Origin of the sequence: Bifidobacterium hapali, assembly GCF_002259755.1 — a bacterium.
In the GTDB taxonomy this organism is placed as follows: Bacteria; Actinomycetota; Actinomycetes; order Actinomycetales; family Bifidobacteriaceae; genus Bifidobacterium; species Bifidobacterium hapali.
Map to the genome: position 1 here is coordinate 1 of NZ_MWWY01000008.1, position 26,245 is coordinate 26,245.

Annotated in this window: 22 protein-coding genes and 1 pseudogene; 14 read left to right on the plus strand and 9 right to left on the minus strand. The window is 54.4% G+C overall.

Annotated elements, in window-relative coordinates; translation table 11 throughout:
- Both BHAP_RS02205 and BHAP_RS11415 read left to right on the plus strand, forming a co-directional pair.
- Nucleotides 1-605, plus strand: a pseudogene (locus tag BHAP_RS02205) (DDE-type integrase/transposase/recombinase); the annotation flags it as partial.
- 188 nt (nt 606-793) lie between these two features.
- A complete protein-coding gene (locus BHAP_RS11415; RefSeq protein WP_338024677.1) occupies nt 794-1,351 on the plus strand; it encodes an MFS transporter in 558 nt (185 codons plus the stop codon).
- Between the two features lie 215 nt (nt 1,352-1,566).
- Here the strand turns inward: BHAP_RS11415 and BHAP_RS02210 are convergent, their stop codons facing one another.
- From BHAP_RS02210 to dnaN, 6 genes are all read right to left on the minus strand, one after another.
- Complete coding sequence (locus BHAP_RS02210; RefSeq protein ID WP_094729188.1) at nt 1,567-2,133, minus strand: DUF3566 domain-containing protein; 567 nt, start codon at nt 2,131-2,133, stop codon at nt 1,567-1,569.
- A 56-nt stretch (nt 2,134-2,189) separates the two neighbouring features.
- Entirely contained in the window at nt 2,190-4,952 is a 2,763-nt protein-coding gene (gene gyrA, locus BHAP_RS02215) for a DNA gyrase subunit A (RefSeq protein WP_094729189.1), read from the minus strand.
- 72 nt (nt 4,953-5,024) lie between these two features.
- The gene (gyrB, locus tag BHAP_RS02220; RefSeq protein WP_169713147.1) at nt 5,025-7,232 is read right to left on the minus strand and encodes a DNA topoisomerase (ATP-hydrolyzing) subunit B; all 2,208 of its coding nucleotides are present in this window, start codon (nt 7,230-7,232) and stop codon (nt 5,025-5,027) included.
- A 133-nt stretch (nt 7,233-7,365) separates the two neighbouring features.
- A complete protein-coding gene (locus tag BHAP_RS02225; protein WP_094729190.1) occupies nt 7,366-7,857 on the minus strand; it encodes a DciA family protein in 492 nt (163 codons plus the stop codon).
- Nucleotides 7,854-9,317, minus strand: coding sequence for a DNA replication/repair protein RecF (recF, locus tag BHAP_RS02230; protein ID WP_420807701.1), 1,464 nt, complete (start codon nt 9,315-9,317; stop codon nt 7,854-7,856). Before recF ends, BHAP_RS02225 begins: the two co-directional genes overlap by 4 nt.
- A 336-nt stretch (nt 9,318-9,653) precedes the next feature.
- Nucleotides 9,654-10,775: a DNA polymerase III subunit beta gene (gene dnaN, locus BHAP_RS02235; RefSeq protein WP_094729191.1), complete on the minus strand. Its 1,122-nt coding sequence runs from the start codon at nt 10,773-10,775 to the stop codon at nt 9,654-9,656.
- Nucleotides 10,776-11,348: 573 nt separating this feature from the next.
- Here dnaN and BHAP_RS11420 point away from each other — a divergent pair.
- On the plus strand, nt 11,349-11,585 hold the full coding sequence (locus tag BHAP_RS11420; protein ID WP_143248711.1) for a hypothetical protein: 237 nt from the start codon (nt 11,349-11,351) through the stop codon (nt 11,583-11,585).
- A gap of 25 nt (nt 11,586-11,610) precedes the next feature.
- Here the strand turns inward: BHAP_RS11420 and dnaA are convergent, their stop codons facing one another.
- The gene (dnaA, locus tag BHAP_RS02245) at nt 11,611-13,212 is read right to left on the minus strand and encodes a chromosomal replication initiator protein DnaA (RefSeq protein ID WP_094729193.1); all 1,602 of its coding nucleotides are present in this window, start codon (nt 13,210-13,212) and stop codon (nt 11,611-11,613) included.
- Nucleotides 13,213-13,523: 311 nt separating this feature from the next.
- On the opposite strand from dnaA, the gene rpmH reads away from it, so the two are divergent.
- From rpmH to BHAP_RS02290, 9 genes are all read left to right on the plus strand, one after another.
- Nucleotides 13,524-13,658 carry a 50S ribosomal protein L34 gene (gene rpmH / locus BHAP_RS02250; RefSeq protein WP_055427958.1) on the plus strand — a complete coding sequence of 45 codons (135 nt, stop codon included), beginning with the start codon at nt 13,524-13,526 and terminating at the stop codon, nt 13,656-13,658.
- 25 nt (nt 13,659-13,683) lie between these two features.
- A complete protein-coding gene (gene rnpA / locus BHAP_RS02255; RefSeq protein WP_094729194.1) occupies nt 13,684-14,055 on the plus strand; it encodes a ribonuclease P protein component in 372 nt (123 codons plus the stop codon).
- Nucleotides 14,056-14,069: 14 nt separating this feature from the next.
- A complete protein-coding gene (gene yidD, locus BHAP_RS02260; protein ID WP_169713149.1) occupies nt 14,070-14,387 on the plus strand; it encodes a membrane protein insertion efficiency factor YidD in 318 nt (105 codons plus the stop codon).
- Between the two features lie 16 nt (nt 14,388-14,403).
- Nucleotides 14,404-15,417 (plus strand): membrane protein insertase YidC, encoded by a 1,014-nt coding sequence (yidC, locus tag BHAP_RS02265; RefSeq protein ID WP_094729196.1) that lies wholly within the window; start codon nt 14,404-14,406, stop codon nt 15,415-15,417.
- A gap of 129 nt (nt 15,418-15,546) precedes the next feature.
- Nucleotides 15,547-16,080, plus strand: coding sequence for a Jag family protein (locus BHAP_RS02270; RefSeq protein ID WP_094729197.1), 534 nt, complete (start codon nt 15,547-15,549; stop codon nt 16,078-16,080).
- Between the two features lie 96 nt (nt 16,081-16,176).
- On the plus strand, nt 16,177-16,845 hold the full coding sequence (rsmG, locus tag BHAP_RS02275; RefSeq protein WP_094729221.1) for a 16S rRNA (guanine(527)-N(7))-methyltransferase RsmG: 669 nt from the start codon (nt 16,177-16,179) through the stop codon (nt 16,843-16,845).
- Between the two features lie 319 nt (nt 16,846-17,164).
- On the plus strand, nt 17,165-18,151 hold the full coding sequence (locus BHAP_RS02280) for a ParA family protein (protein WP_244569259.1): 987 nt from the start codon (nt 17,165-17,167) through the stop codon (nt 18,149-18,151).
- 181 nt (nt 18,152-18,332) lie between these two features.
- Nucleotides 18,333-19,670, plus strand: coding sequence for a ParB/RepB/Spo0J family partition protein (locus tag BHAP_RS02285; RefSeq protein WP_420807702.1), 1,338 nt, complete (start codon nt 18,333-18,335; stop codon nt 19,668-19,670).
- A 514-nt stretch (nt 19,671-20,184) separates the two neighbouring features.
- A complete protein-coding gene (locus BHAP_RS02290; protein ID WP_094729199.1) occupies nt 20,185-21,465 on the plus strand; it encodes an OFA family MFS transporter in 1,281 nt (426 codons plus the stop codon).
- A 242-nt stretch (nt 21,466-21,707) separates the two neighbouring features.
- On the opposite strand, the gene trxB is transcribed toward BHAP_RS02290, so the two are convergent.
- Nucleotides 21,708-22,667, minus strand: a complete 960-nt coding sequence (gene trxB, locus BHAP_RS02295) for a thioredoxin-disulfide reductase (RefSeq protein WP_094729200.1) — start codon at nt 22,665-22,667, stop codon at nt 21,708-21,710.
- A gap of 129 nt (nt 22,668-22,796) precedes the next feature.
- Nucleotides 22,797-23,651, minus strand: a complete 855-nt coding sequence (locus tag BHAP_RS02300; protein WP_094729201.1) for an aldo/keto reductase — start codon at nt 23,649-23,651, stop codon at nt 22,797-22,799.
- Nucleotides 23,652-23,981: 330 nt separating this feature from the next.
- Here BHAP_RS02300 and BHAP_RS02305 point away from each other — a divergent pair, with 330 nt between their 5' ends.
- Both BHAP_RS02305 and BHAP_RS02310 read left to right on the plus strand, forming a co-directional pair.
- On the plus strand, nt 23,982-25,280 hold the full coding sequence (locus tag BHAP_RS02305; RefSeq protein WP_094729202.1) for an ATP-binding protein: 1,299 nt from the start codon (nt 23,982-23,984) through the stop codon (nt 25,278-25,280).
- Nucleotides 25,281-25,602: 322 nt separating this feature from the next.
- Nucleotides 25,603-26,217 carry a sugar O-acetyltransferase gene (locus BHAP_RS02310; protein WP_094729203.1) on the plus strand — a complete coding sequence of 205 codons (615 nt, stop codon included), beginning with the start codon at nt 25,603-25,605 and terminating at the stop codon, nt 26,215-26,217.
- Nucleotides 26,218-26,245: the final 28 nt, after the last annotated feature.

Consider the following 26,245-nt stretch of genomic DNA (forward strand, 5'->3'; position numbering starts at 1 on the left):
ACGACTCGGACAACGGCAGCGAGTTCATCAACCGGGACCTGATCGCGTGGCTGCACGAGCGCGACATCGAGCAGACCAGAAGCCGCCCGTACAGGAAGAACGACCAGGCCACCGTCGAGTCCAGGAACAACCACGTCGTGCGCCGCCACGCGTTCTACTACCGGTACACCGCCGACGAGCTCGACCTGCTCAACGAGCTGTGGGAACTGGTGCGTGTCAAGGCCAACCTGTTCACCCCGTCCAAGAAACCCATCGCGCGCGAAAGCACACGGGACGGACGCCCCCGCCGCGTCTACGACAGGCCGCGCACACCATGGGAGCGGCTCAAGGAGTTCGACGACCAAGATAGGGCCGCGGGCGGCCCCGGCTTCATCCCCGACGACAAGCGCGAGGAGATCGAACGCACGCTCGCGACCGTGAACCCCGCCGAACTCGTCCGCCGCATCCACGACATCCAAGACCGGCTCGAGGACATGGCCGCCCCGCGCACCGCGCGGCTGGCCAGACGCTCGGGCCCGGACATGGCATACTTGAACAAGACGCTCGCCCGGATCGCGGGCGTCGAACCGGAAGACAACGAAACCCCACCAGCCGATAAGGACTAGGATTTCGCGCTCACCCTAAGTGAGGCACCACTCCGGATTACGCGCTCACTTTCAAATGAGGCACCTCGGACAATACGGCACATGATGCACACCCTACGGGTGCGCAAAATAATCCAAAATACGAATCGTCTTTAGCGGGATTCACATGGTATGCACGACATCCGCAAGCATTATCAATTTTCGGCAGTGTGTTGCTAATTAACTGTGTGATCACACTACTTGTTGGCATCATGATTTTGGACCAGCAGACATTGCAAACGCCAGGAGTACTCATTGGTTTAATTTCCACTGGATCAGGTATCGGTCTTCTGAGTGGGGCCTTTCTTACCGCACCGCTTTCGCAACACTATACCGGCGGTAGAATTGTGCAAATTTCTGTATTGGTAATCCTACTTGGCTGCGTATTTCAACCGTACACACATCAGGTGTATGTGCTTATCATCTGCATGACGGTCACTAATCTTATGATCGTACCAGCCAATTCAATACTGGGATCATATAGCGATTTGATTATCCCCAATGCTTTGCGAGGACGTGTTACATCAATATTCGCGTTGTGCAATATCGTATTAGGTTCAGTATCATCAGCTGTTGCAGGCATTCTGCTTGCTGTGATGGGCTATCGCAATGCTATGAATACTGCCGTAGCCGCAGTATTAGTGACTGTACTGGTCACCTTTACCAGTCGAGGAATCCGCGATATTCCTAGTAGGGACCAGTTCAGTAACCTTACCCCGTGGGAGTGAGAACGGAATCTTCGCGCAGTGCGCGTATAAACTGCATACGAACACAGCACAATCTCATTCATAATATGGTCTTGCAAACGTACCCATCCCCATGATGCGGTAAACCTCACATGGTGCGGTAAAGCAAAATGGCTTAATTCCAACGTTTTCAGGAAATAAGCCTCTACGCATTTACCGCATCATGGGGGCTTTACCGCACCATGTATGTAAATTGATCAGTCGTCGCCGAGGGTGAGGTGCAGGCCGCCAACGAGCGCGGTCACCACGTTGTACAGTAGTGTGGCGATCGACGCGAGCAGCGTGAAAATCACGACCTCAACGATCGAAAAAATCGTGGTGAAGCTGAGCACAGTCGACAGGCTCAACACGCTCTTGAGATCAAAGCTACCAGTGTTCAAACCAGTGGATGACACAATCGACGTAATGCTTTGGAACACACCAACCGCATCGAGTAACAGCCATACGATAAGCACAGCGACGATCTGAATAATGCCTCCTGCGATGCCCAGCAGGAACGCCACTTTAGCCATCGACCACGCGCTGATATGCGTCAGAGACAGGTTCATACGGCGGGCGCGCGGAGTGCCGCGACGCTTCTTCGGACGAGCTGTCGGCGGCACCGAAGCGGGGGAGGACGGCGCAGCCACGCCGCTCTCGCCAACAATCGATCGGGCCACGCGACCAATATGTTCACGTGCCGGCTGCTCGCCGCTAGTCTCGGAGGCAGAGACGACGGGCTGAGCCACGTCGAATTCGTTGCCTTCTTCAGGATTCTCGCTCATCGTTGCTCCTTGTCTGAGCTATTGCCTTATGCGAGATTAGCAGTCTCAGCAGACGGTTACTCCTCGTTATCTTCGGACTCTTCCGGGGTATTCACATTCGCGTTATCGGCGGCGTTGTCAGCGGGACTATCGGCAGCATTATCAGCGGCGCTATCGGCGGCATTATCGGCCGCAACCGCACTCGACTCAGCAGTCGGTTCCGTAGAAGCCGCCGCATCGACCATGTCACCCGCAGTCGCGTCCTCGTCGTCATCCTTCTCCTCGTTGCGCGCGATGGAGATGATCTCGTCGCCCTTATCCGGTTTCGCAAGCGTCACGCCCTGCGTATTGCGGCCCGTGCGCTTGACCTCAGCCACGTCGGAGCGAATCACCTTACCGGACTTCATAATGGCCATAATCTGGTCATCTTCAGCCACGATCACCGCGCCAACCAAAGAGCCGCGTCCCTCGGCCAGCTGCAACGCCTTGACACCAAAGCCGTTACGACCCTGCAGACGGTACTCCGAGATCGCCGTGCGCTTGGCAAAGCCCTCGTTCGTCACGACAAGCAGGTCCTTGTCGGTGTCGGCCGGCACTACGTCCATCGCGAGCAGACTGTCGTCGTCGCGGAACTTCATGCCTTGCACGCCGGCGGTCTGACGACCCATCGGACGCAGCTGATCATCGTCGGCCGCAAACTTCAAGCTCATGCCGAGCCGCGAGACGAGAATAATGTCGTCCTCGGCGTTGCACAGTGCGGCGCCAACCAACTCGTCGGCAGTCTCGCCGTTCTCGTCGGTCATGAGTCGCACCGCAATCAGGCCACCCTGTCGCGGTGAATCATACTCGGACAGCGCGGTCTTCTTGATCTTGCCGGAGCGCGTCGCAAGTACCAAATACTTGGCGACTTCATAATCCGGGATCGACAGCACGGTCTGAATCGACTCGTCAGGGCCGAACTGCAGCAGGTTCGCCACATGCTGGCCCTTGGAGTCGCGCGAGCCTTCGGGCAGCTCGTACGCCTTGATGCGGTAGACGCGGCCCTTGTTCGTGAAGAACAACAGCCAGTTGTGCGTCGACGTGAGGAAGAAGTGGTCCACCACGTCGTCCTCGCGCAGCTTGGCGCCCTTGATGCCCTTGCCGCCGCGGTGCTGTGCGCGGTACTCGTCGGCCTTCGTACGCTTGATAAAACCGGAGTGCGTGACCGTAACGACCACGTTCTCCTCAGCGATCAAGTCTTCAACGTTCATCTCGCCGGAGTACGGCAGGATCTTCGTGCGACGCTCGTCACCGTACTTAGTGACGATTTCGTCAAGCTCGTCGCCGACGATCGTACGCTGACGTTCCGGCTTGGCAAGAATATCGTTGTAATCGGCGATTTTGCGCATGAGCTCCTCATGCTCGTCAACGATCTTCTGCCGCTCCATGTTCGCGAGTCGCACGAGCTGCATGGACAGAATCGCGTCAGCCTGCACCTGATCGATATCGAGGAACTCCATGAGCTTCGGCCGAGCGTCTTCACGACCCTGGCTGGAGCGGATGAGGCGAATGACCTCGTCGATCGCATCCATAGCCTTCAAGAGGCCCTGCAGGATGTGGTCGCGTTCCTCGGCTTCGCGCTTCAGGTAGCGGGTACGGCGTTCGATGACTTCGAGCTGGTGGTTCACCCAGTGGCGGATGAACGCGTCGAGCGAGAGCGTACGCGGCACGCCGTCGACCAGCGCGAGCATGTTCGCGCCGAACGTCTGCTGCAGCTGCGAATGCTTGTACAGGTTGTTGAGCACGACCTTCGGCACAGCGTCGCGCTTGAGGACGAGTACGAGTCGCTGACCGGTACGGCCGGACGTTTCGTCGCGCATGTCGGCGATGCCTTGAATCTTGCCGTCGCGCACACCTTCGCGGATGGACGCGGCCAGTCGGTCCGGGTTGACCTGATACGGCAGCTCGGTGACCACGAGGCACATGCGGCCCTTGATTTCCTCAGTGTTGACGACTGCGCGCATCGTGATCAGACCGCGACCGGTACGGTACGCCTGTTCGATGCCCTTGTGACCGAGAATCGTGGCGCCCGTAGGGAAATCCGGTCCCTTGATGATGCCGATGAGCGCGTCCAGTAGTTCCTCACGGGATGCTTGCGGATGGTCGAGCGTCCAGTGGACTGCTTTCGCCAGCTCGCGCATGTTGTGCGGCGGAATATTCGTCGCCATACCGACGGCGATACCGGATGATCCGTTCGCGAGCAGGTTCGGGAAGCGCGCGGGCAGTACGGTTGGCTCTTGCGTACGACCATCGTAGTTCGGTACGAAATCGACGGTGTCTTTGTCGATATCGCGCACCATTTCCATTGCGAGCGGCATCATGCGGCATTCGGTGTAACGCATTGCTGCTGGCGGATCGTCACCGGCCGAACCGAAGTTACCTTGACCGTCGACGAGCGTGTAGCGCATCGACCACGGCTGGGCCATGCGCACGAGCGTATCGTAAATTGCCGCGTCGCCGTGGGGGTGATAGTTACCCATGACGTCGGCGACTGGTCGGGCGCACTTTGAGTAGCCACGGTCGGGACGGTAGCCGCCGTCGTACATTGCGTACACGATACGACGATGGACTGGTTTCATACCGTCGCGCACGTCCGGCAGGGCGCGTTCGACGATGACGGAGATTGCGTAGTCGAGGTACGACTGACGCATTTCCTTTTGGATATCGGTATGGGCCACGCGATGCTCGTCGAGAACCAATTGTGCGTTGGCCTGCGGGCTCGTGGGCTCCATCGAGTGCTCAGCGCGCTCGTCGTTCTGCTCCGGCAGGTCGTTGCTGCCGGTGCCGTTTTCGTCTGCCACTTATGTATTCCTTTTGTGTTATTGAAAAGCTATCCTCGGCTCCCCTTATCAGGGGAGCCGCGCCAAGGGAACTCACGCGTCGATGAAGCGAACATCCTTGGCGTTGCGCTGGATGAACAGGCGGCGCGGTTCAACGTCGTCGCCCATGAGCATCGAGAATGTCTCATCCGCAGCGGCCGCATCTTCGATGTGAATCTGCTTCAAAATACGCCGTTCAGGGTCCATAGTCGTTTCCCAAAGCTCCTGATACGTCATCTCGCCCAGACCCTTGTATCGCTGAATACCTTCGCCCTTAGGCAACTGGCGACCAGCCGCACGTCCCTCAGCGAGCTTCTGATCACGCTCAAGATCGGTGTACACGTAGTCGTGATCGCCGCGCGTCCACTTGAGTCGGTACAGCGGCGGCATCGCAACATACACGTAGCCGGCGGTGATCATCGGACGCATATAACGGAAGAACAGCGTCAAGTTCAGCGTGGCAATATGCGCACCGTCCACATCAGCATCAGCCATAATAATGACCTTGTGGTAGCGCACCTTGCTCACGTCGAAGTCTTCGCCGTAACCGCCGCCGACAGCCGTAATCAGTGACTCGATCGTATCTGACTTCATCATGCGGTCAAGCGACGCACGCTCAGTGTTGAGGATCTTGCCTCGCAGCGGCAGAATCGCTTGCGTTTCCGGGTTACGACCCTGAATTGCGGAACCACCTGCCGAGTCACCCTCGACGATGAACAGTTCACACTCTTCAGGATTGTTCGACTGACAATCCTTGAGCTTGTCTGGCATACCAGCCGACTCGAAAATCGACTTGCGACGCGTGTTTTCGCGCGCTTTCTTTGCAGCAATACGCGCGCGCGACGCTTCGATAGCCTTTTGAATAATGTTCTTCGCTTCGCTTGGATGCGCGTCGAACCAGTCGCCGAGCTTGTCGGTCATCACACGCTGTACGAAGGTTTTCGCTTCGGAATTGCCGAGCTTCGTCTTCGTCTGACCTTCAAACTGCGGGGTAGTGAGCTTGACAGACACGACCGCGGTCAAACCTTCGCGCACATCGTCGCCGGAGAGGTTATCGTCCTTGTCTTTAAGAATGTTCTTCTCGCGCGCGTAACGGTTCACAAGCGAGGTGAGCGCCGCGCGGAAGCCTTCTTCGTGCGTGCCGCCTTCGGTCGTGGAGATCGTGTTTGCGAACGTGTGCACGGCTTCGGAATACGCGGTCGTCCACTGCATTGCAATCTCAGCCGAAATGCCGATCTTCAGATCCTCGGCCTCGAAATCGATCACCTCGTCCTCGACCGGCGTTGACTTGCGGGACTTGACGAGATAGTCAACGTAATCTTTGATACCGTTTGCGTACTGATATGTGACGCTCTGATGCTTCGGCTCGCTGTCATCGTCCTGACCTGCGACCTCGTCGCCAGCTAAATCAGGCTCGCGCAAGTCAGTCAAGCTGATTTTCAGTCCCTTGTTCAGGAACGCCATCTGCTGGAAGCGAGCGCGCAACGTCTCAAAATCGTAGACAGTCGTCTCAAAAATCTTCGCGTCCGGCCAGAACGTCACTGACGTACCAGTCGACTCGCCGTCGGCCATCGGCTCACCCTTGGCAAGTCGCGCGGTCGGATGCTGGTCGATGTACGTTTGCGTCCAGTGGAATCCTTGACGACGAACCTCGATATCGACGCGCGTGGAGAGCGCGTTGACGACGGAAATACCGACGCCATGCAGACCGCCGGACACCGCGTAACCGCCGCCGCCGAACTTACCGCCGGCGTGCAGCTTCGTCATGACTGTTTCGACGCCGGAAACACCTTCGCCCGGCACTTCGTCGACCGGGATGCCACGGCCGTCGTCTACGACGCGAATGCCGTTATCCGGCAGAATCGTGACTTCGATGTGCGTTGCGTAGCCGGCGAGCGCCTCGTCAACCGAGTTGTCGACGATCTCGTAGACGAGGTGATGCAGACCGCGCGGACCGGTTGAGCCGATGTACATGCCCGGGCGGATACGCACGGCTTCAAGGCCCTCAAGGACCTTCAAATCGCTCGCGTCGTAGTGGTCGGGGGCCATGCTTTCGTCGAGTTGCGCGTCTATAAGCTCATCGTTGTTGATCTGTTCGGCGACCTCGTCGAGTTCGGTACGTTTGTCAGTGTGTTTGTCGGCTTGACTATCGACTTGACTGTCGGTGACTTGACCGTTCTGATTATCGGTGGAACCTTTAAGCGAATCTGATTCGTCTGCCACAGGATTCCTTTCTGCGTTTTCTCCCGCGTGAAAGGCCATTCGCAAGGGGACTATGCCCTAGAACGCAAATAATGGGGTCTTCCAGCCGTTTACATATTATGCATGTAAGTTTACTCATGTACGGCGACACTGCCTTCAGCGGCGAGAATAATGCCCCTTTCGATAGAGAAAATCACATACTACGTCGGCCGCGGTAGGCGCTGCGGCGATACCCGGACTGTGGACCGGTGACGCGAATCTCTTGAATATCTAATCCAGCCAAGCGTTCTCGAATCACAGCAGTCAATTGCGGAATCATATAGGTCAGCTGCGTGGCCCACACTGCCGATTCCGTGCGAATCGTAAGCACACCGTCGCGCACCGACGCCACGGTCGAATGCATTGCGATCGCCGGACCCACAACCTGATCCCAATGATCGCGCAATTGCGCCAACTTCAGCTGCGGCACCCATCGACGGCCGTCCGCGAGCCCGTCAAGTACACTGCCCAGCGTATTCGGGTCGCGTCCAGGCTTACCGAAACTCTCCCAAGCCTTCTCTCGATTGGCTTCACGCGTCTTGCGGTCGCGCATAATATAGCCGCCGCGCGTGGCGAGGCGCTCGAAAATTTCGGCTGGAAGACGGCGTTCGTCGAGTTTAAGCGTGCGTTCGATCGGCGGTTTCATGAGTTGACCTCGATACCAAACGCGGCGAGATCGGGATGCAGGTACTCGTTTTGCTGGCGTACGAGATCGGCGACGTCGATGATGTGCAGTTGCGCGGCAGTTGCTCCAGTTTGACCGTCGGCCGCAACATCCGCACCGCCAGCCGCACCGCCGGTCGCACCAGCCAAGTCAGTCACATCAGGGATATCGCTGGCCGCCGCAACCGTAATCAGTACTTGGTCTTGCCGCGCGGCAAAGTCGAGAATTTGCCGACGACGTGACTCGTCCAGCTGCGCGAACACATCATCGAGAATTACGATCGGCCGCACGCCACGCTCGCGCACGATCACCGTGTGCAAAGCCATTTTGAGTGCCAACGCCATCGTCCACATCTCACCGTTCGACGCGAACTCGCGCGCCGGCATGCCGTTGAGTTCGATCGACAGGTCGTCGCGATGCGGTCCGATGAGATTCTGTCCGCGCGCCACTTCGCCCGGGTAAATGCGCTGAAAATGCTCGCTAATATGCGGCTGCGGGTCGTCGGGGTACAACAGTACTTCGTCAAACGACGGCTCGTAGGTGAGTCGCACGCGCTCGTCGCGGCCAGCAAGTTCGCGGTAGATTGCAGCGAACGGTTCGGCAAGCAGGTCGACGAGCCTCTGACGGTCGCGCGTGAGTGTGACGCCCGCTTCGATGAACTGTCCAGTCCATATTTCGAGTCCTTGCAGCGCGGCATCGGCGGGGGAGGGGGCATATCCGTATGGCGATTCGGACGTTGCGCTATTGCGAGGGTCGCCGAGTTGCTTGAGCAGCGCGGCTCGCTGTCGCGCGATTTTCGCGATCATCTGCAGGCGGTCGCTATATCCGGGCACGAGCAGCGCGCCGGCTTGGTTGAGTAGCGTGCGACGGCCGGCCGGGTCGCCGGCGATGAGTCGCTGATCGTCGGGCGTGAACGAGACGCTTGGGATGCGACCGATGACGTCGCGCAGGTAGGTGGATTTGCCGCCGTTGATGCGGGCTCGGTTGGCGCCGCGCGCTGCGATGGTCAGTTCGTATGTTGTGGTTGTGATGGTTGCGGCTGTGGTGGTTGGCTCGGCAATGGTTGGCTCGGCAGGTTGAGTGAGTTCACTACTTTCCCCCAGTGGGTTGATTACTGGCGAAATACTGCCGTTTTCGACGACTGACTGCGACTGTGCAGCTGAAGAGATCGCTGATGGCGAGGCGGTACTGACTTGAGTATTGCGCGTATGAACTGATTCGGTGGTTGACTTGGCGGTTGATTCTTGTGCGAGGGGATTGGTGATGTTTGTTACGTTGGCGCGGATAGTTGCGGAAGTTTGACCGCGTTCAATGAGCGGTAATGAGCCGGTTACGCGGTGGCTTGTGCCAGTGGAGAGGACTTCAACAGCTTCGACGATGTTGGTTTTACCAAGTCCGTTGCGCCCCTGCAGGATGGTGACGCCCGGCGCTAGATCGACCACGAGATGCTCCCACGAGCGAAAGTGGTCCAGCGCCAGACGTGACACATACATCATTCGCTATCCCTTACCTTTCCTCTCATGTCAAGCCCAATCGTAGTCAGTTCGTATCTCAGCTCCCCTTGTCAGCGTAGCTGGCGGCGAAAGTCTGAGGGGTAGTCACACGGGCTAAACATCCAAAGAATGTCACAACCTGCTTAAGCTCGCTTCGTCAACAAGACGAGCGCATCCGCCCACGTAACCGCTTGCCGCATTCAGTCACCCAGCCCATATGGAAAGCGTTTACCACCCTTACTTTCTCAGGTTCGGTAAACGCTTTCCAAAATCGCTTTTCACTTGTCAGTTAAATCGCACCGGGACCAGCAGATAACGGTAGTCCATCGACTCATCTGAATCAGACTCCTGCTGGCCGTTGAATTCAACCGGCTTGACCGCAGTGGTCATCTTCATGCGCACAAACGGCTCAGTAATCGCCGACAAACCTTCGATCACATACGACGGATTGAACGCAACCGTAATATCCTCGCCGTCAAGATCAATATCAATCGTCTCTTGCGCTTGAGCTTCGTCAATCTCGCCAGCCGACAATGTCAGTTCTTGACCGGAGAACGTCATACGAATCGAAGCATTACGCTCGGCAACCAACGCAACTCGCTTAATCGCACCGATCAACTGTTGACGATCAATCACTGCTTGAATCGGATATTCGTCAGCGAACAGACGATCGGTCGCCGGGAACTCGCCGTCGATGAGCTGCGACGTCGACACACGACCAGCGTTCTCAAAGCCCAAAAGTGAGGGGGTATCCTGATCGAAATCGATCACCACATTCTGGTGTTCATCGAGCGAACGTGCGATGTCGCGCAGCAGTGAACCGCGCACCAGCGTCGTCGCTTCCGTGTTCGGATCGGCTGGAGTCCACGTGAATGTTGCACGAGCGAGACGGAAACGATCAGTTGCCGTCATCACAACTTTGTCGCCGTTGAATTGAATACGCACGCCGGTTAGTACTGGACGATTTTCTTCACGAGAGACTGCAACGCACGCTTGCGCGACTGCTTGTGCGAATGTCGGCGCGTCAACTTGACCGAGTTTCGCTGGAACGACAGGCATATCCGGGTACTCAGTTTCCGGCATAAGCTGCAACGTGAACTTCGATTTGCCTGACGTGATCGTCAGCGTCGACTCATCGGTTGACAGATACGTGCGTTCGGCAGGCAACGATTTCGTGATATCGGCGAGTAGCTTGCCTAAAACCAACACACTGCCAGGTTCGTCGATACCAGCTTCGATGTGATGGCGTGCGGAAATCTTGTAGTTGTATGCGGACAGTTGCAGCGTTCCGTCAATGGCTTCGAGACGAATGCCGACGAGAATGGGATTGGCCGGACGGGCTTCAATAACGCGAGTCGTCCAAGCGACTGCGTCTGCCAAAGCGGCGGAATCGATTTCGACTTTCATGGGTCCTACTTTCACTTGCTGTCTTGATGGCCATTCTAACCAAGGTCTGAACGATCGTGTTGTGCTGGTGGTCGAGCGTTGTGGTGATGATCGCGAGCGAACGTAAGTAAGTTAGGTAGTCGTAGTAATAAGAGCTGTGGATAATGTGGATAAGTGGGCTGATAGCAGTGCGCAGTAGTGGTTACCGGAAGGTAAACGATGTGGATAACATCTGCATATTCTGTGGATAAATGACCGAGTTATCCACAGGCGCGACGAAGTTATTGCGTTGTCCACATTTTCGGTGGAATAATCCACGAGTTATCCACAGCGAAAAGGGTATTTGTCCACCGGTTATCCGCAGGATTTACCCACATTTGTGTAAAACTATGTGGATAACTTTTCTTGTGTGGAACGTAGATTTCGGGCGTGTCGAGGTGTTTCACGCACTGTTTTTCACATGTGCCGTCCAGCAGAATCGCGCTCACAGACCAAAATCGACTGTTTTTTCGAGGCGCGCGGAAAAGTGCCAAAATCGTTGTCTCAGCGCAATTGTGGTGGATAGTAGTGCGGCTTCTTTTGAAGGACGTTGCCGTGAAGCAAACAGTGGAGCTGTTTGTAGGCAACGTGCGAGCCGACAGGCGAGCCAATAAGACGCGCGTAGCTCGTCCTGGCAAGGGAAGCCGAGCAGCCAAGCTCATCCTGCAACACAGCACCAACAGCTTCGTTCACCACAATCGCGCTGACAGACGAAAAACGGTTGTTTTTCAGATGAATCCGAAAAACAGCCGAAATTGTTCGCTCAACGCGATTCTGCTGAACGCACGCTAAGCACGCTAGGCGCGCAAAAATCCGCCTACTTGCCGTTGGAATGCTGCTTGAGGCGCAGGGTCAACTCCATCACGTAGTTGTAAATCTCCTGCTTTTGCTGCATTTTCTGGTTGATCTGCTTAACCGCATGCATTACAGTCGTGTGATCGCGGCCATGGAATACTTCACCAATATCAACCAAACTCATGCCAGTATTTTCGCGACACAAGTACATCGCAATCTGCCGTGCAATTGACACATTTTTCGTGCGTCCCTTGCCGACAATATCGTCAAACGTCAAGTGGAAATAGTTCGCAACCTGACCAATAATGTCAGTCGGTTTAATTTCCACGTCCGCAGTAAAGAAATCTTGCAGCGTCTGCTCAGCCAATGCGCGCGTCACCGTTTGCTTGTTAAGCGACGCGGCCGCCGATACGCGAGTAAGCGCACCTTCCAACTCACGGATGTTCTCGGTAAATCGTTCCGCGATGAGGTCGAGCACGTCGTTGGGAATATCCGTATGCTGCATCGAGGCCATCATGCGCAAAATTGCAATACGTGTTTCCAAATCTGGCGGCTTCACATCAACCGGCAGACCAGATTCAAATCGCGAAATTAAACGCGCCTCGAATCCTTTCAGATTCTTTGGCGGCACATCGGATGCGATCACAATGCGCTTATTGGCCTGATACAACGTGTTAAACGTGTGGAAGAACTGCTCAAGCGTCGCATCCTTACCCCCGAGGAACTGGATATCGTCGATGAGTAGCACGTCGACCTCGCGGTAACGTCGGTTAAACTCAGCGATCTGTCCCTGACTTTGGTTCGGATTTTGCAGCGCTTCGATAAATTCGTTAGTAAATTCCTCGCTAGTTACGTACCGCACTTTGAGTGTCGGGTCCTTCACCAGCGCATAGTTACCGATCGCGTTTAGTAAATGTGTTTTACCTAGGCCCGATCCGCCGTAAATACATAACGGATTAAAATCACGCCCAGATCCTTCAGCCACCGCCAACGCGACCGTGCGAGCGAAACGGTTAGAATCGCCGGGAACGAACGTATCGAACGTCGCGTTTTTGTTCAGATGCGTGACAGGATCGCTCGCGACTTGCGTGCGACTTGCCGCAAACGTGCCTTCCGGAATCGCCGGAGCGAGCGGACGAGGCGCGGGCGTCGGAATCATCGGCGACGCCAAAGGACGCGCCGATCGCACAGGCCGAGCTGGTATCGGCTGATCATCTGGCCGATAACTTTCCTGACCGAGATCAGCGACGGTCGGCGCAGTGCGCACATCGTAATCTGGATCGACAAGTGCAGCAGTATGCGAGACCCCCTGCGGTTCGTGGACTGAAGGAGTCAACGTTTCGGCGTGTCGCGGTTCGACTTTGAACGCGGGGAACATGGCAACGCCGGATGCAATATGCAAAGCGTGAAGGAGTGGTTCGTTGAGATCTTTTTGCAACGCTTGCTGCGTGGCGAGATTTTCGACGCACAGCACGATCGTCGTGCCGAATACTGCTTCAGGAATCACGCCTTCGAGCCAACCCTTATCGCGGGCGGTCAACGAAGAATTATGCTTGAGCAGAGCTAGCGCATCGGCCCAGATTCTGGAAGCCTGCGCAGCGGGGTCCTGCGGCGTGTGCGCCATAGTGGCCTCCTCTACTCGAGCGAATAATACGACAACAGATCATTTTTACTCCCAATCCTCGAAGTTATCCACAGGCTTGCGTGTTGCAATTGCTCGATTGTGAATAACATTCGTGTAATTTGTGGATAACTTTGGCCGGTAAGTGGTTGATTTTTCAACGTTTATATGGGTGCACGCAAGTTTTCTATAATGTTCAAAATGTGAAAACCCACTCGGCGTTTTGACTTGTGGGCAGGGGTAAGAGTATTTTGGTATAGCTTGACTCATGAGGAGCCGTGCTTTCGCGCGGCTGAAAACACCGGGAGCTAATTATGAAGAGGACATTCCAGCCGAATAACCGTCGCCGTCACATGAAGCACGGCTTCCGTCTGCGCATGCGTACCCGTTCTGGTCGTGCGCTGATCAACCGTCGCCGCGCTAAGGGCCGTAAGACCCTGTCCGCCTGACGTTCTGTTCGGCGGCGACATCGACGTGGAGCGGCTGAAGAGCCATCGTGACTTTGTCACCGTACTTAAACGCCGTCGTACTGTCAGCGACAAGGATATCGTCGTGCACTATTTAGTGCGCGACGATTCCTCAGTTTTAGGCGAAACGACGGCATCGAGCCGGCGGCTTGGCCTTGCTGTATCCAAAGCGGTCGGTCATGCGGTGACACGCAATACCGTCAAACGGCGGTTTCGTGTATTGGCACGTACTCATGAATCCCTGCTCCCTGAGCAGGTGGATGTAGTGATGCGTGCAAAGCCAAGTGCCGCGCATGCCGATTTCCAGTCGCTGGATCAGCAAGTGGCATCATTATTTGGTGCTGTTTCACGTAAAACAATGAAGCGTGACCGTCAATGAGTGTAACTGGCGGGATGATTCGTGCGATTCGCTGGTATCAGCGTACTATTTCCGCACATCGTCCAGCTTGTTGCAAATATTACCCCTCATGTTCGCGCTATGCTATCGAAGCACTCGAACGGTATGGGGCATTTCGTGGCGGATTACTCGCTGTATTGCGTTTGCTGCGTTGCCGACCGTGGAGTCGTGGCGGTATAGACGATGTGCCGCAGCGTTATTCCGTGTTTTACCGATTTTCGTGGTCGAAGGCCCATGAAGAGCCTCGACTGACACCACTGGCCTGGCATGATGATGCCGTCGGCACGTCCGATGATGGTCATGCGCAACGTTAAGGAGATGGCCTAAGCGATGATCAACTACGATAATTTCTTCCTCGACCAAGGATTTTGGGGTTGGCTGTACAAGCTACTAACCCCGGTCGAGTGGCTCATGACGCAAATCATGGCCGTCTTCCACCAGTTCCTGACCCTGCTCGGCATGTCACCGATCGGTTTTTCGTGGGTACTGTCGATTATCTTCCTCGTACTCGTCGTACATGCTTGCGTGTTCCCGCTGTACTACAAGACGATGAAGTCGATGCGTAAGATGCAGGCAATCCAGCCGCAGATGCAGCGCATTCAGAACAAGTACAAAGGCAAGAACGATCAGGCCAGTAAAGAGGCCATGCAGCGCGAAATGATGAAGCTGTATCAGGACAACGACGCGAATCCCGCCGGTTCGTGCCTGCCTATGCTCATCCAGTCGCCAGTGTTTATGTGCATGTTCTACGTGCTGTCCGCCATCCCATACATCGCGCGTGAAAAGCGCGCTCCGCTCGGCGCGTTCGATGTCGCCACCGCACAGCAGTTCTCTCAGACCACTGTTTTCGGCGTCAACGTTACTGATGTATTCGGTTCTGCGACGTCCAGCGGCAAGATCATCATCGGCGTATTCGTTGTCCTGATGTGCGGATGTCTGTGGTTTACCACGTACTTCAGCATGAAACGCAACATGAATCCGGAAGCAATGGTCGGTCAGGCGGCCACCATGCAAAAGGGTATGCTGTGGATTTTCCCGATCATGTACATCTTCTCCGGCGTGACCATGCCGTTCGCAGTGCTCGTCTACTGGCTTACCAATAACGTGTGCAACTTGCTGCGTACCATGTGGCAGGCGTATGCGTTCCCGACTCCGGGTTCACCGGCTGCGAAGGATAAGGAAGTACGCGATTATAAGCGCGAGAACGAGCGTCGAGCCAAGGCTGGTCTGCCGAGTATCGAAGAGCAGAAGCTCATCGACGCGAAGAAGGAAGCTGAGCGCAGGGAGAAGGAAGGCTTCCAGCGCGCGCAGCCGCGTCGTAAGAATCGCAATAAGAAGAAATAACCGTGTGTAATGTATGTGTAATGTAATGGTCTCATGGAAACGAGTGGTAATTCGCTTCCATGAGACCTTGTGGTTTACACTAGTTCGTAGATTTTTGACCCTTTGGCCTCGCTGATAAGGAGTTGTGACATGGCGCAGGACGACGAGAAGACGATCGATCAGCTCAACGAGGAAGCCGACATCGCCGCGGATTATCTTGAGGGCCTGCTTGACATCGCTGATTACGATGGCGATATCGAGATGGGCGTGCGCAACGGCCGCCCGATGGTACAGATCGTCGCCGATGACGATACTGATATCAAGCACCTGATCGGGCGCGATGGGGAAGTGGTTGACGCGTTGCAGCAGTTGACGCGACTTGCTGTGCAGCAGAAGACTGGTGAGCGTTCACATCTTATTGTGGATGTGGATGGATTCCTTAAGCGTAAGCGTCAGCGGCTGCGCGATATTGCGTTGGATGCGATCGACGAGGTGAAGGAAACTGGTGAGCCGGTTGATCTTAAGCCGATGAACTCGTTTGAGCGTAAGGTTGTGCATGATGTGGTGCGCGAGGAAGGCATGAAGTCGCGTTCGCACGGCGAGGAACCGAACCGTTACGTGACCGTGTATCTCAAGGCGAACGCTGAGGATACTGGTGACGACGATGACGACATTGAAGCGTGATTGCGCGTTTAGTGTAGCTGATTGCGGTTGGTGGAAGGATTGACAGTCGTGAGTGACGTTGTTTCACATGAAACATCAGCTGATGCAGCCGAGCCGATCGTCGATCAGCTTGACGGTTCGCCAGTGCTTGCTGCTGTGCTTGGTGATGCGTTGCCGCAGTTGGAAGTGTTTCACGGGAAACTTATGCGCGAGGGTGAGCCGCGCGGTTTGATCGGTCCGCGCGATGTGCCGATTGTGTGGGAGCGGCACATTTTGAACTCGGCGGCGATCGTACCGTTTGTGCAGCAGGCGACTGAGCATGAGCGGTTCAAGACGGTTGCTGATATAGGATCGGGCGGCGGTTTTCCTGGACTCGTTGCGGCTGCTTGTTTGCCAGATCATCGATTCACGCTGATTGAGCCGATGGAACGTCGCGTGGAGTGGCTCAACGAGTGCGTTGATGAGATGGACTTGCAGAATGTGACCGTTGTGCGCGCGCGTTCTGAAGAAGTGATTACTCAGATGCGCAAGTCGTCGGGGATGCATCCGTTTGCCGTGGTGACATGTCGTGCGGTTGCACCGATGACAAAGCTCGCTGGATGGACGCTGCCGTTATTGAAGTCGCATGGTCGATTGATTGCATTGAAGGGACGTTCCGCTCAAGCTGAAATCGACAAGGCCGCAAAAGAAATCACGAAGCGCGGGGGAGTGAATCCGCGCGTGGTCGAAGCTGCTGTAGGCCCAGATCTAGAGCCCACTCACGTAGTTCTCGTCGATCATCGGTAGCACTCGCCTCCCCTTGTCGGCGGAGTCAGTGTTTCACGGGAAACGTTGAATGCGGTTGCTGCGCGCGAGTTATCCACATGACCGGCGTGTTGTTGACCAAGTTATCCACAATATCGATAATAAAATGTGGATAACTGCTAATCGTTGATATTCCAGCGGTTAGAGCGTGCTTGTACTGCACTATCAACATAAGTTATCCACAACAGTGTGCACAGTTATCCACTGCCATGTGGATAACTGTGTGGATTACTTGTGCATCGGTTTTCATGTCCATGCGAACGATGAAACTGGAACATACTGTCTGGTAAAGGAGGAACTTGTGTCCACAACGGATGATCAGCGTATTGATGATGTGTCAGAGCCGGAAACGGTGACACAAACCATCAGTCGTATCTTCAAGGACTCGAATTCCCCCTTGGGGTCGCAAATCGCACAGGAGTCATCCCGATACAAGGCTATCGAACAAGCAGTGTTCCCTAAGCCAGAACGTACTCGTCTCATCGCCGTCGCAAACCAAAAAGGCGGCGTCGGCAAAACTACGACTACCGTTAATATCTCCGCGGCGTTGGCTCTAGCTGGAGCGCGCGTGCTCGTCATCGATATGGACCCGCAGGGCAACGCATCTACGGCACTCGGTATCGTGCACGGTTCTGGTCTGCCGTCAGTTTACGATGTGCTTGAGGGTCGTCTTTCTATCGAACAGGTCAAGCAAACGTGCCCAGATTTCGCAACGCTTGACGTCGTGCCAGCGTCCATCGACTTGAGTGGCGCCGAACTTGAGGTTGCCGACTCGCCGAACCGCAATAATCTGCTTGATACGGCACTGTCAACGTTCCTTGAGCAGTCTGAGCAGCACTATGATTACGTGTTTATTGACTGCCCGCCGAGCCTCGGTCTGCTCGTCATCAATGCGATGTGCGCGGTTAACGAGATGCTCATTCCGATTCAGGCTGAATATTACGCGCTCGAAGGTCTCGGTCAGCTCATTCACACGATCGGGCTGGTGCAGGAGCATTTCAATTCGACGCTGCTTGTCTCAACGATGCTGGTCACGATGTTTGATCGGCGTACGCTGCTCAGTCGCGAAGTTTACGACGAAGTGAAGCAGCACTATCCGTCGATCGTGCTGGATACCACGATTCCACGTACTGTGAAAATCGCGGAAGCGCCGAGTTTCAGCAAGAGCGTGATCGCGTATGATCCGCAGGGTATGGGTGCGACTTCGTATCGCGAGGCGGCGCTGGAGATAGCGAAACGTTCGGCACAAGCATTGGAAGCGATTGCAATCAAGCGAGGAGAACACTGAGATGGCGAAGTCACGTTTAGGTAAGGGGCTCGGCGCATTGTTCCCCGATCTTCCCGGCGAGCCGCAGGAGGAACATAAGTCGGCGGATGCTCCGGCTAAGACGTTTGCGACTGTACCGGCTGTGACTGTGCCCGCGAAGGATGCGGCGACTGTTGCGGCGATCGCTTCTGCAGCGGCGTCGATGGGTCGCAACAGTGCGGGAGATCCGCTCAGTGCGTCCGCTAAGTCTGCTACGGCGGACGAGTCTAAGAATACGCACGATGCGCATGGCGACGGCAAGTCCTCGAAGTCGAAGACGAAGCGTGCTTCGATGCCCGGACTAGGGGAGATTGCTCATCCGAGTGATTTGTTCTTCGGCGGCGAGGGATTGGATCAGTTGTCGGCATCTGTGAAGGGGCTCGGCGCGGTCGCTCATGAGTCCGCATCGTCGGCAGCGGTGTCGTCGGCCACTACTGGCGGGTCAGCTACGTCAAACGCTGCGTCGTCGTCAGCCTCCGCAGCGAGATCATCGTCATCTACGGACGTTTCACGTGGAACAGTCACCGATACGAAATCGAGTAGCAAGTCTCAATCCAAGAAATCTGACTCGTCGAAGAACAGCGACGACGAGATCGAACTCAAGCCGGTGCAGGGTGGCTATCTCGCGGAACTGAAGATCACGGATATCGGACCGAACGCGCATCAGCCGCGAACTATTTTCGACGAAGACGAGCTCAACGAATTGGCCGCTTCGATTAAGGAAGTCGGTATTCTTCAGCCGATCGTTGTTCGCAAGCGTCCGGCGTCACAGCATGTTTCACATGAAACATCGGCCGCTGCGGGCGCTGCTGCAACGGACACGCCATATGAGCTCATCATGGGGGAGCGGCGGTGGCGAGCGTCGCAGCTGGCTGGACTCACGGTCATCCCAGCGATCGTCAAGACCACGGCCGATGACGATATGTTGCGTGATGCGCTACTCGAAAATCTGCATCGCGTTGCACTCAACCCACTCGAAGAAGCGGCCGCATATCAGCAGATGATCGACGAGTTCGGCTTGACGCAGGCGCAGCTGTCACAGTCTGTGTCGAAATCGCGTCCGCAGATTGCCAATACGTTGCGTTTGCTCAACCTGCCGGCCAGCGTACAGAAGAAAGTGGCCGCGGGTATTCTGTCGGCTGGTCACGCGCGTGCGCTGCTTGCGTTGAACAGCGAAGACGAGATGGATAAGCTGGCGACCAGAATCATCGCAGAGGGACTGTCAGTGCGGTCCACCGAGGAAATCGTCGCCATGATGCTTGCAGAAAGCGATCAGCCGCGCAAAGCTCGCGTCAACAAGAGCAACCCGTGGGCCAACTCGCCGATTCAGCAGCATTTGGAGAATCGTTTCGACACGAAGGTGTCCATCAAGGGTTCCGAAAAGCACGGCCGCATCGAAATCGTGTTCTCGTCGCCCGAAGATATGAACCGCATCCTCGACCTGCTCATGCCCAAGGATGCCGGCGACGATGCCGCCGGTCCCAACGCCGGCTGGCAGTGAGTTAGGACTTGTACTTTCATGTGATTTGTTGGATTTTTAGTATACTGGAAATTCGACAAATCACACGTCATTATGTTGAGTACACTATACATTGCGTTAATCATAAATCCATAATGAGGGTGTAAACGCTGGTTCTATGTAAAAAGTAACTCTTACTGCGAGTAATTATCGAGAATCTTATGTAAGTGATTTTCATAAGCATGTATTAGATATTTCTGTAATTTGACACTTACTTGAGGGGTGTCACTTGGGTAAATGCAGTGTTGCATTATGTGAGGAATCTCATGCTGTGATTGCTTGAATGCTTCGTGTGGTATCGATGAAATGGCGGTATAGTGCTATTTGTCGCGTTGACAGGGGTTACAGGGTTTACTATCGCCGACGAAATGAACATCGAACATGTTTGTGTATGTTGGAAATAACGTTCATGTCTTGGAAGTGATCTCTCACGCACCGACAAATGACTGACTCGTACGTCAGTACACCAAGTAGAAGAATGAAAGGATTCGCCTGTATGACAAGGGTTACCGGGAATCGTTGGACCAGTGCGATTATTCCAGCGCTGCTTATTCATATTCCAATCGGTACAGTCTACTGTTGGAGCGTATTCAAGCAGCTTATCGCTGATCGACTCCACGCTAGTTCCGCGTCAGTGGAGTGGGGATTCTCGCTCGCCATTTTCTTCCTCGGTATGTCCGCCGCGTTCGCCGGTCCGATGGTTGAACGTAATATCAAACGATCGGCGCTTGTGTCCATGATCTGTTTTGTTGTCGGTTTTGCTGGCACAGGCGTGAGTATTGCCGCAGGATTCCTGCCGGGCGTGTTCATCTGTTACGGTGTGATCATGGGCATCGGACTAGGCGTCGGCTATCTGACACCGGTAAAAAACCTGATGCTATGGTTTGCTGACAACAAAGGACTCGCGACTGGTATCGCTGTTGCCGGTTTTGGTCTTGCAAAAGCAATCGCTAGCCCGCTTATGGAATACTTGATCGGCACCGTAGGACTGGTAGCCATGTTCCTGATTCTTGCCGCGGTCTATGCAGTGATGATGTTCATCGGATTTTTGCTCATCCAACGTCCTGCTGGTTGGGTGTACGACCCCGCCACTTCACACGTCAGTCGTATTACCATCCTCAAAAAGCCCGTATTCTGGGGTATTTGGATCGCGTTCTATATCAATATCACGTGCGGTCTTGCACTGATCAGCCAAGAAAAAGACATCCTGCACGACATGCTTGCAGTTCTTCCGCAGTACACTGGCCTCGAACCCTCTGCATTTGCTGCCGCTATTGCCGGCGTGATTGGACTGGTTCTCGCAGTCGATTCTGTGTTCAATACGGCTGGTCGCGTTGGGTTTTCCACGATTTCCGATCATCTCAAGCATCGCGAAACCGTATATCAGATCATTTTCATTATGTCGATTGCTGTGTGCTTGCTGCAGATCGTCACGCACAGTATCGATAACGCAGTGTTATGGGCTGTGCTGGCGATGCTGTTTCTCATCAACGCAGGCTACGGCGGCGGTTTCTCCACACTGCCGGTATTACTCGATCAGCACTTCGGTACGAAAACAGTTTCCACAACGCACGGTTTGACACTGAGCGCATGGGCGTTCGCTGGGTTGTCCGGTAATCAACTGGCTGCATTTGTGGTTGCGCACGCGCCTGATCAGGCGCATCGTTACGCGGCACTTATTCCGGTACTCGCCGGCCTGTTTACTGTGGGGTTGATCAGTATGTGTTTGGTTACGTACTGTGGTGGCAAGCGCGATCGCAAGGCTACGGCTGCGTGATGCTGGCTGCTTTCTCTTCCATATGCGTAGCGCGGAATGGGAAGAAATGGTTGATTGGCTTGTTGTGGGGCGTATCTTGCAGTTCTAGGTTTTTTAGCGGGATAACACGTCAGTATTTGACGCAATGAGAAATCAAAAAGCCCGGAATTCCGGGCTTTTTGATTTCTCAGTCTTGCTACTAGCGAGCGTTATACACGGCTTAAAAACCTAGAACTGCAAGATGTCATTGTTCGATAGCGGTTTTACTCTGCGTTGAGGTATGACTGAGCATCGAGCGCGGCACGGCAACCCATACCGGCAGCGCTGATGGCCTGACGGTAGGTGCGATCAACCACGTCGCCGGCAGCGAAAACGCCCGATACAGATGTGCGCGTGGACGCGCCGTCGACCACAATGTATCCGTCATCATCAAGTGCAACCGCACCGCCGAGGAAACCAGTGCACGGCGTATGGCCGATCGCCACAAAAATACCGTTCGCTGGAATCTGCGATGTATCATGTGAAACAACGTCACGCAGCGTCACTGACGTTGCGCCAGAGTCATCACCGTTCACTGACTCGACCACTGCGTTCGTCACGAACGAGATTTTATCGTTCTCACGCGCACGATCAACCATAATCTTCGATGCGCGGAATTCGTCACGACGATGCACGAGCGTTACCGACGAGCCGAAACGCGATAGGAATAGCGCCTCCTCGAACGCACTGTCGCCGCCGCCGACCACGATGATCGGCTTGCCGCGGAAGAAGAAACCGTCGCACGTCGCGCAGTACGAAACACCGCGGCCGGAGAACTCCTCCTCGCCAGGCACGCCGAGCTTGCGATAGCTGGAGCCGGTTGTGATCACGATGGCGCGAGCGTGGTACGTTTCGCCGCCGTCCACGGTTACTGACTTGACGGCGGGCTCGGTGGTTGCGTTGCTGTCGCCGCCGAAATCAACCGACACCACATCGTCGTACACAAGCTCGGTGCCGAACTTTTCTGCTTGCTTACGCATGGCATCCATCAGGTCCGGGCCCATCACGCCGTCCGGGAAACCGGGAAAATTCTCAACTTCTGTAGTATTGACCAGCTGACCGCCGGGCGTCAGTGCACCCGCGATCATCAACGGACGATAGCCAGCGCGACCGAGGTAGATAGCCGCCGTATATCCGGCAGGGCCGGAGCCAATGATAATAACGTCACGAATCTCATCACTCATGCGTCCCACTCTAGCAAGGGGCGGCTATTCTACTGCGGGGTTCGGCTGGTATCGAAACTTGGGCCAGCCGAACGTCGACCGAACGTCAGCCGAGCGTCAGTCGAGCATTAACGCAGTGTCAACGCAGCATCAGAACCCGAAGTTATCCGGGTCCGCGCCGTTGCGATGGCCAGTGCTCAGCGTATTAATCGCGGCCATGTCCGCGTCAGTCAACGCAAAATCAAACACATCGAAGTTCTCGCGGATGCGCTCAGCGTGCGTGGACTTCGGCAGCACAACGATGCCACGCTGCAAGTGCCAGCGAATGACAACTTGCGCGGCCGACTTACCGTACTTCGCGCCGATCTGCGCGAGTAGGGGATCGGTGAGTAGGTTGCCGCCGGTGCCGCCGAGCGGGCTCCACGCTTCAATCGCGATACCGTGACCGTGCACAAAATCAACCAACTCCTGATTCGTGAACTGCGGCGAGGACTCGATCTGGTCTACAGCCGGCACGACATCGCTGTTCTTGAGTAGCTCGTTGAGATGATGCTGATGGAAATTGCTCACGCCGATCGCCTTGGCGCGGCCAGTCGCGGCGATCTCCTGCAGATCGTCCCATGCCTGCTGCCAGCCGTCTGCTGGCCAGTGAATCAAGTACAGATTGACATAGTCAAGTCCCAGCCGGTCGAGACTTTCGTTGAACGCGGCCTTCGCACGATGCGCACGAATATCGTCATTCCACAGTTTGGTTGTGACGAACACGTCCTCGCGCGGTACGCCAGACTGACGGATGCCTTCGCCGACGGATGCTTCGTTACCGTAGATGCGCGCCGTATCGATGTGACGGTAGCCGGTTTCGAGAGCCGCACGCACGGCGTTCACTGTGGTGTCGCCGTCCGGCGTACGGAAAACGCCGAGGCCGATCTGCGGGATGACGGTGTCGTTATTGAGCGTGATGGTCGGTTGCTGCGGCTTTGGCTGTGTGGTGTTTGTGTCTGCCATAATCAATACCCCTTATTGATGGTGGTGTGCGCGTTGCGATACTGCGATGTCGCTGTTGGTGCCGATGTCGCGATATCACGGCCATTCTATCGGTGATGTCGGTCACTCATGCCGGGCGCTTCACTGATAGCGTGCAATTGATCGTGCGTCAGTGCGCAGCTGACCATGTGTAGTGCATTCGTGCATTTGTGCATTAGTGCATTCGTGCGGAAAAGTTGCATTCAGTGCAACTTATTCGCGCATAAAAGTTGCATTCAGTGCAACTTATTCGCGCATAAAAGTTGCATGTAGGTGATATTCTGGAATATATAGTGACGGAGGAGATTAGCTGTGCTTGAGCGAAAGATTGAGAAACGTCTTATTGCGTGGAAAAATAAGCAACGGAAAAAGCCTTTGCTATTGCAAGGCGCAAGGCAAGTTGGCAAAACATACATTGTGGATCGCTTCGCGCAGAAAAACTATGAACATTATGTGAGTTTAAACTTTGAAAAGCAATCCCTGTTGAGAGATATTTTTGACGGCAATAATGATGTAGATCATATTGTTGCAAGGATTATGTTCTCGGTTCCTGGCAGTGTGTTTGTTCCCGGTAAAACCCTGTTATTTCTGGATGAAATACAAAGCTGTCCGAATGCTAGAACTGCGTTGAAATTTTTTGCGTTAGATGGACGCTACGATGTAATCGCATCTGGATCACTTCTTGGAATCAATTACAAAGATGTTTCATCATATCCTGTTGGTTACACTGAGCGAGTCGTGATGCATTCACTTGACTTTGAAGAATTTTTGTGGGCAATGGGTGTAGATGAACATCTTATTCAATATGTCAAAGGATTTTTTGATTCGCGCTCCAAAGTTGATGAAGTCGTCCACCAACGTATGATGGCATATTTTCGACAATATATTGTGATCGGAGGCATGCCAAGTGTTGTTCAAACATTCATTGATACGCATGATTATGCGCAAGTTTTAGAGGAACAACGCGCTATATTGTCAGATTACGAGGATGATATTGCTAAATATGCGGAAGGCAGTGAGAAAGCAAAGGCACGAGCTTGTTTCTTGTCTATCCCCAAGCAACTTGCTCGTGATGTGAAGAAGTTTAGTTATGCTGTGGTGGAAAAGAAAGCAGGGGCTCGCAAATATGCTGGAAGCTTGCAATGGTTGTATGATGCGGGCATTATCAATTTTTGCTATTGCTTACAAATTCCTCAATTGCCATTCGAAGGTAACGCAGATGATAAAAAATTTAAAGTGTATATGCGCGATACAGGCTTGTTAATTGCCATATTGGATAACGGTGCACAAAAAGATATTCTCGATAATAATTTAGGCATTTATAAAGGTGCGATTTACGAGAATATTGTGGGCGATATATTCGCCAAAAATGGGCATCGGCTGTATTATTATGAAAAAGATTCTCGACTGGAAATGGATTTTTTCATTCGATATAACGATGTGGCAACAGCTATTGAAGTTAAATCATCAGCGAATCGTAAAGCTAAATCTATGCAGTCAATGATCGAAAATCATAATGTTTCTCATGGTATCAAACTTGCGGATAGTAATATGGGTTTTGCGGGGGAGAATATTGAAGTAATGCCGTTGTATATGGCTATGTTTCTATAGTTCATTGAGTGAGTAAAATAGTATGACTATAACTTTATGCATGATGCATGTTTACGCTGCGCACTTTGAAAGTAATGGTGCGCAGCACTAATGTTTAAAACGGATCGTTCATTTAACGGATTTACTCATTCTTAGTTACGCTGAGCAATTCTTTTAACCGGAGGAGCTGAGAACATGGCTGACAGTTTTCTAACGTGTAAGTTAGGTGGTCTGCTGAACCGGTTAAGGTGGAGTACGGACCGGATGAGGATGCATACCGCGCATAACACGTAACTCGTGGCGCGAGACGAACGAGTGCTGAACGAGTGCAAAGGAGCCAACAATGACCGTACCGCAGCGCGTGCTGGATGTAATGCACACTTCTGGAATCTATTTCTGCGACGATCCTGAGATGGGAGCCGCTCAGCAAGAGCAGATGAAGATGCTGCACGAGTTGAACGCGACGATGCCCGGCGACCCTCGGCGTAAGGAGCTATTGCACGAGTTTTTCGCCGAGTTCGGCGAAGGTGCATACGTCGAGCTGCCCGTGCACGCAAACTGGGGGTGCAGCACGCATTGGGGTGCACACGTGTATGCGAATTTCAACCTCACCTTGGTGGACGACGGTGAGATTTTTATTGGCGAGCGCACGATGATCGGACCGAACGTGACGTTAGTGACGACTGGTCATCCGATTCGTCCTGATTTGCGTGAGCGGGTCGCTCAGTATTCTGAACCGATTCACATTGGCCGCAATGTGTGGATTGGTGCGAACGTGACCGTTTTACCCGGCGTTACGATCGGCGACAACGCGGTGATTGGCGCATGCAGTCTCGTCAATCACGATATTCCAGCCAACACGATCGCATTCGGTACGCCGTGCCGCGTTGTGCGCGAGATCAACGATCACGATCGCGAGTACTACTGGCGCGATCACCGCATCCCCGCGGATATCTGATTATCTGACCGATATCCGCGCCATCCCA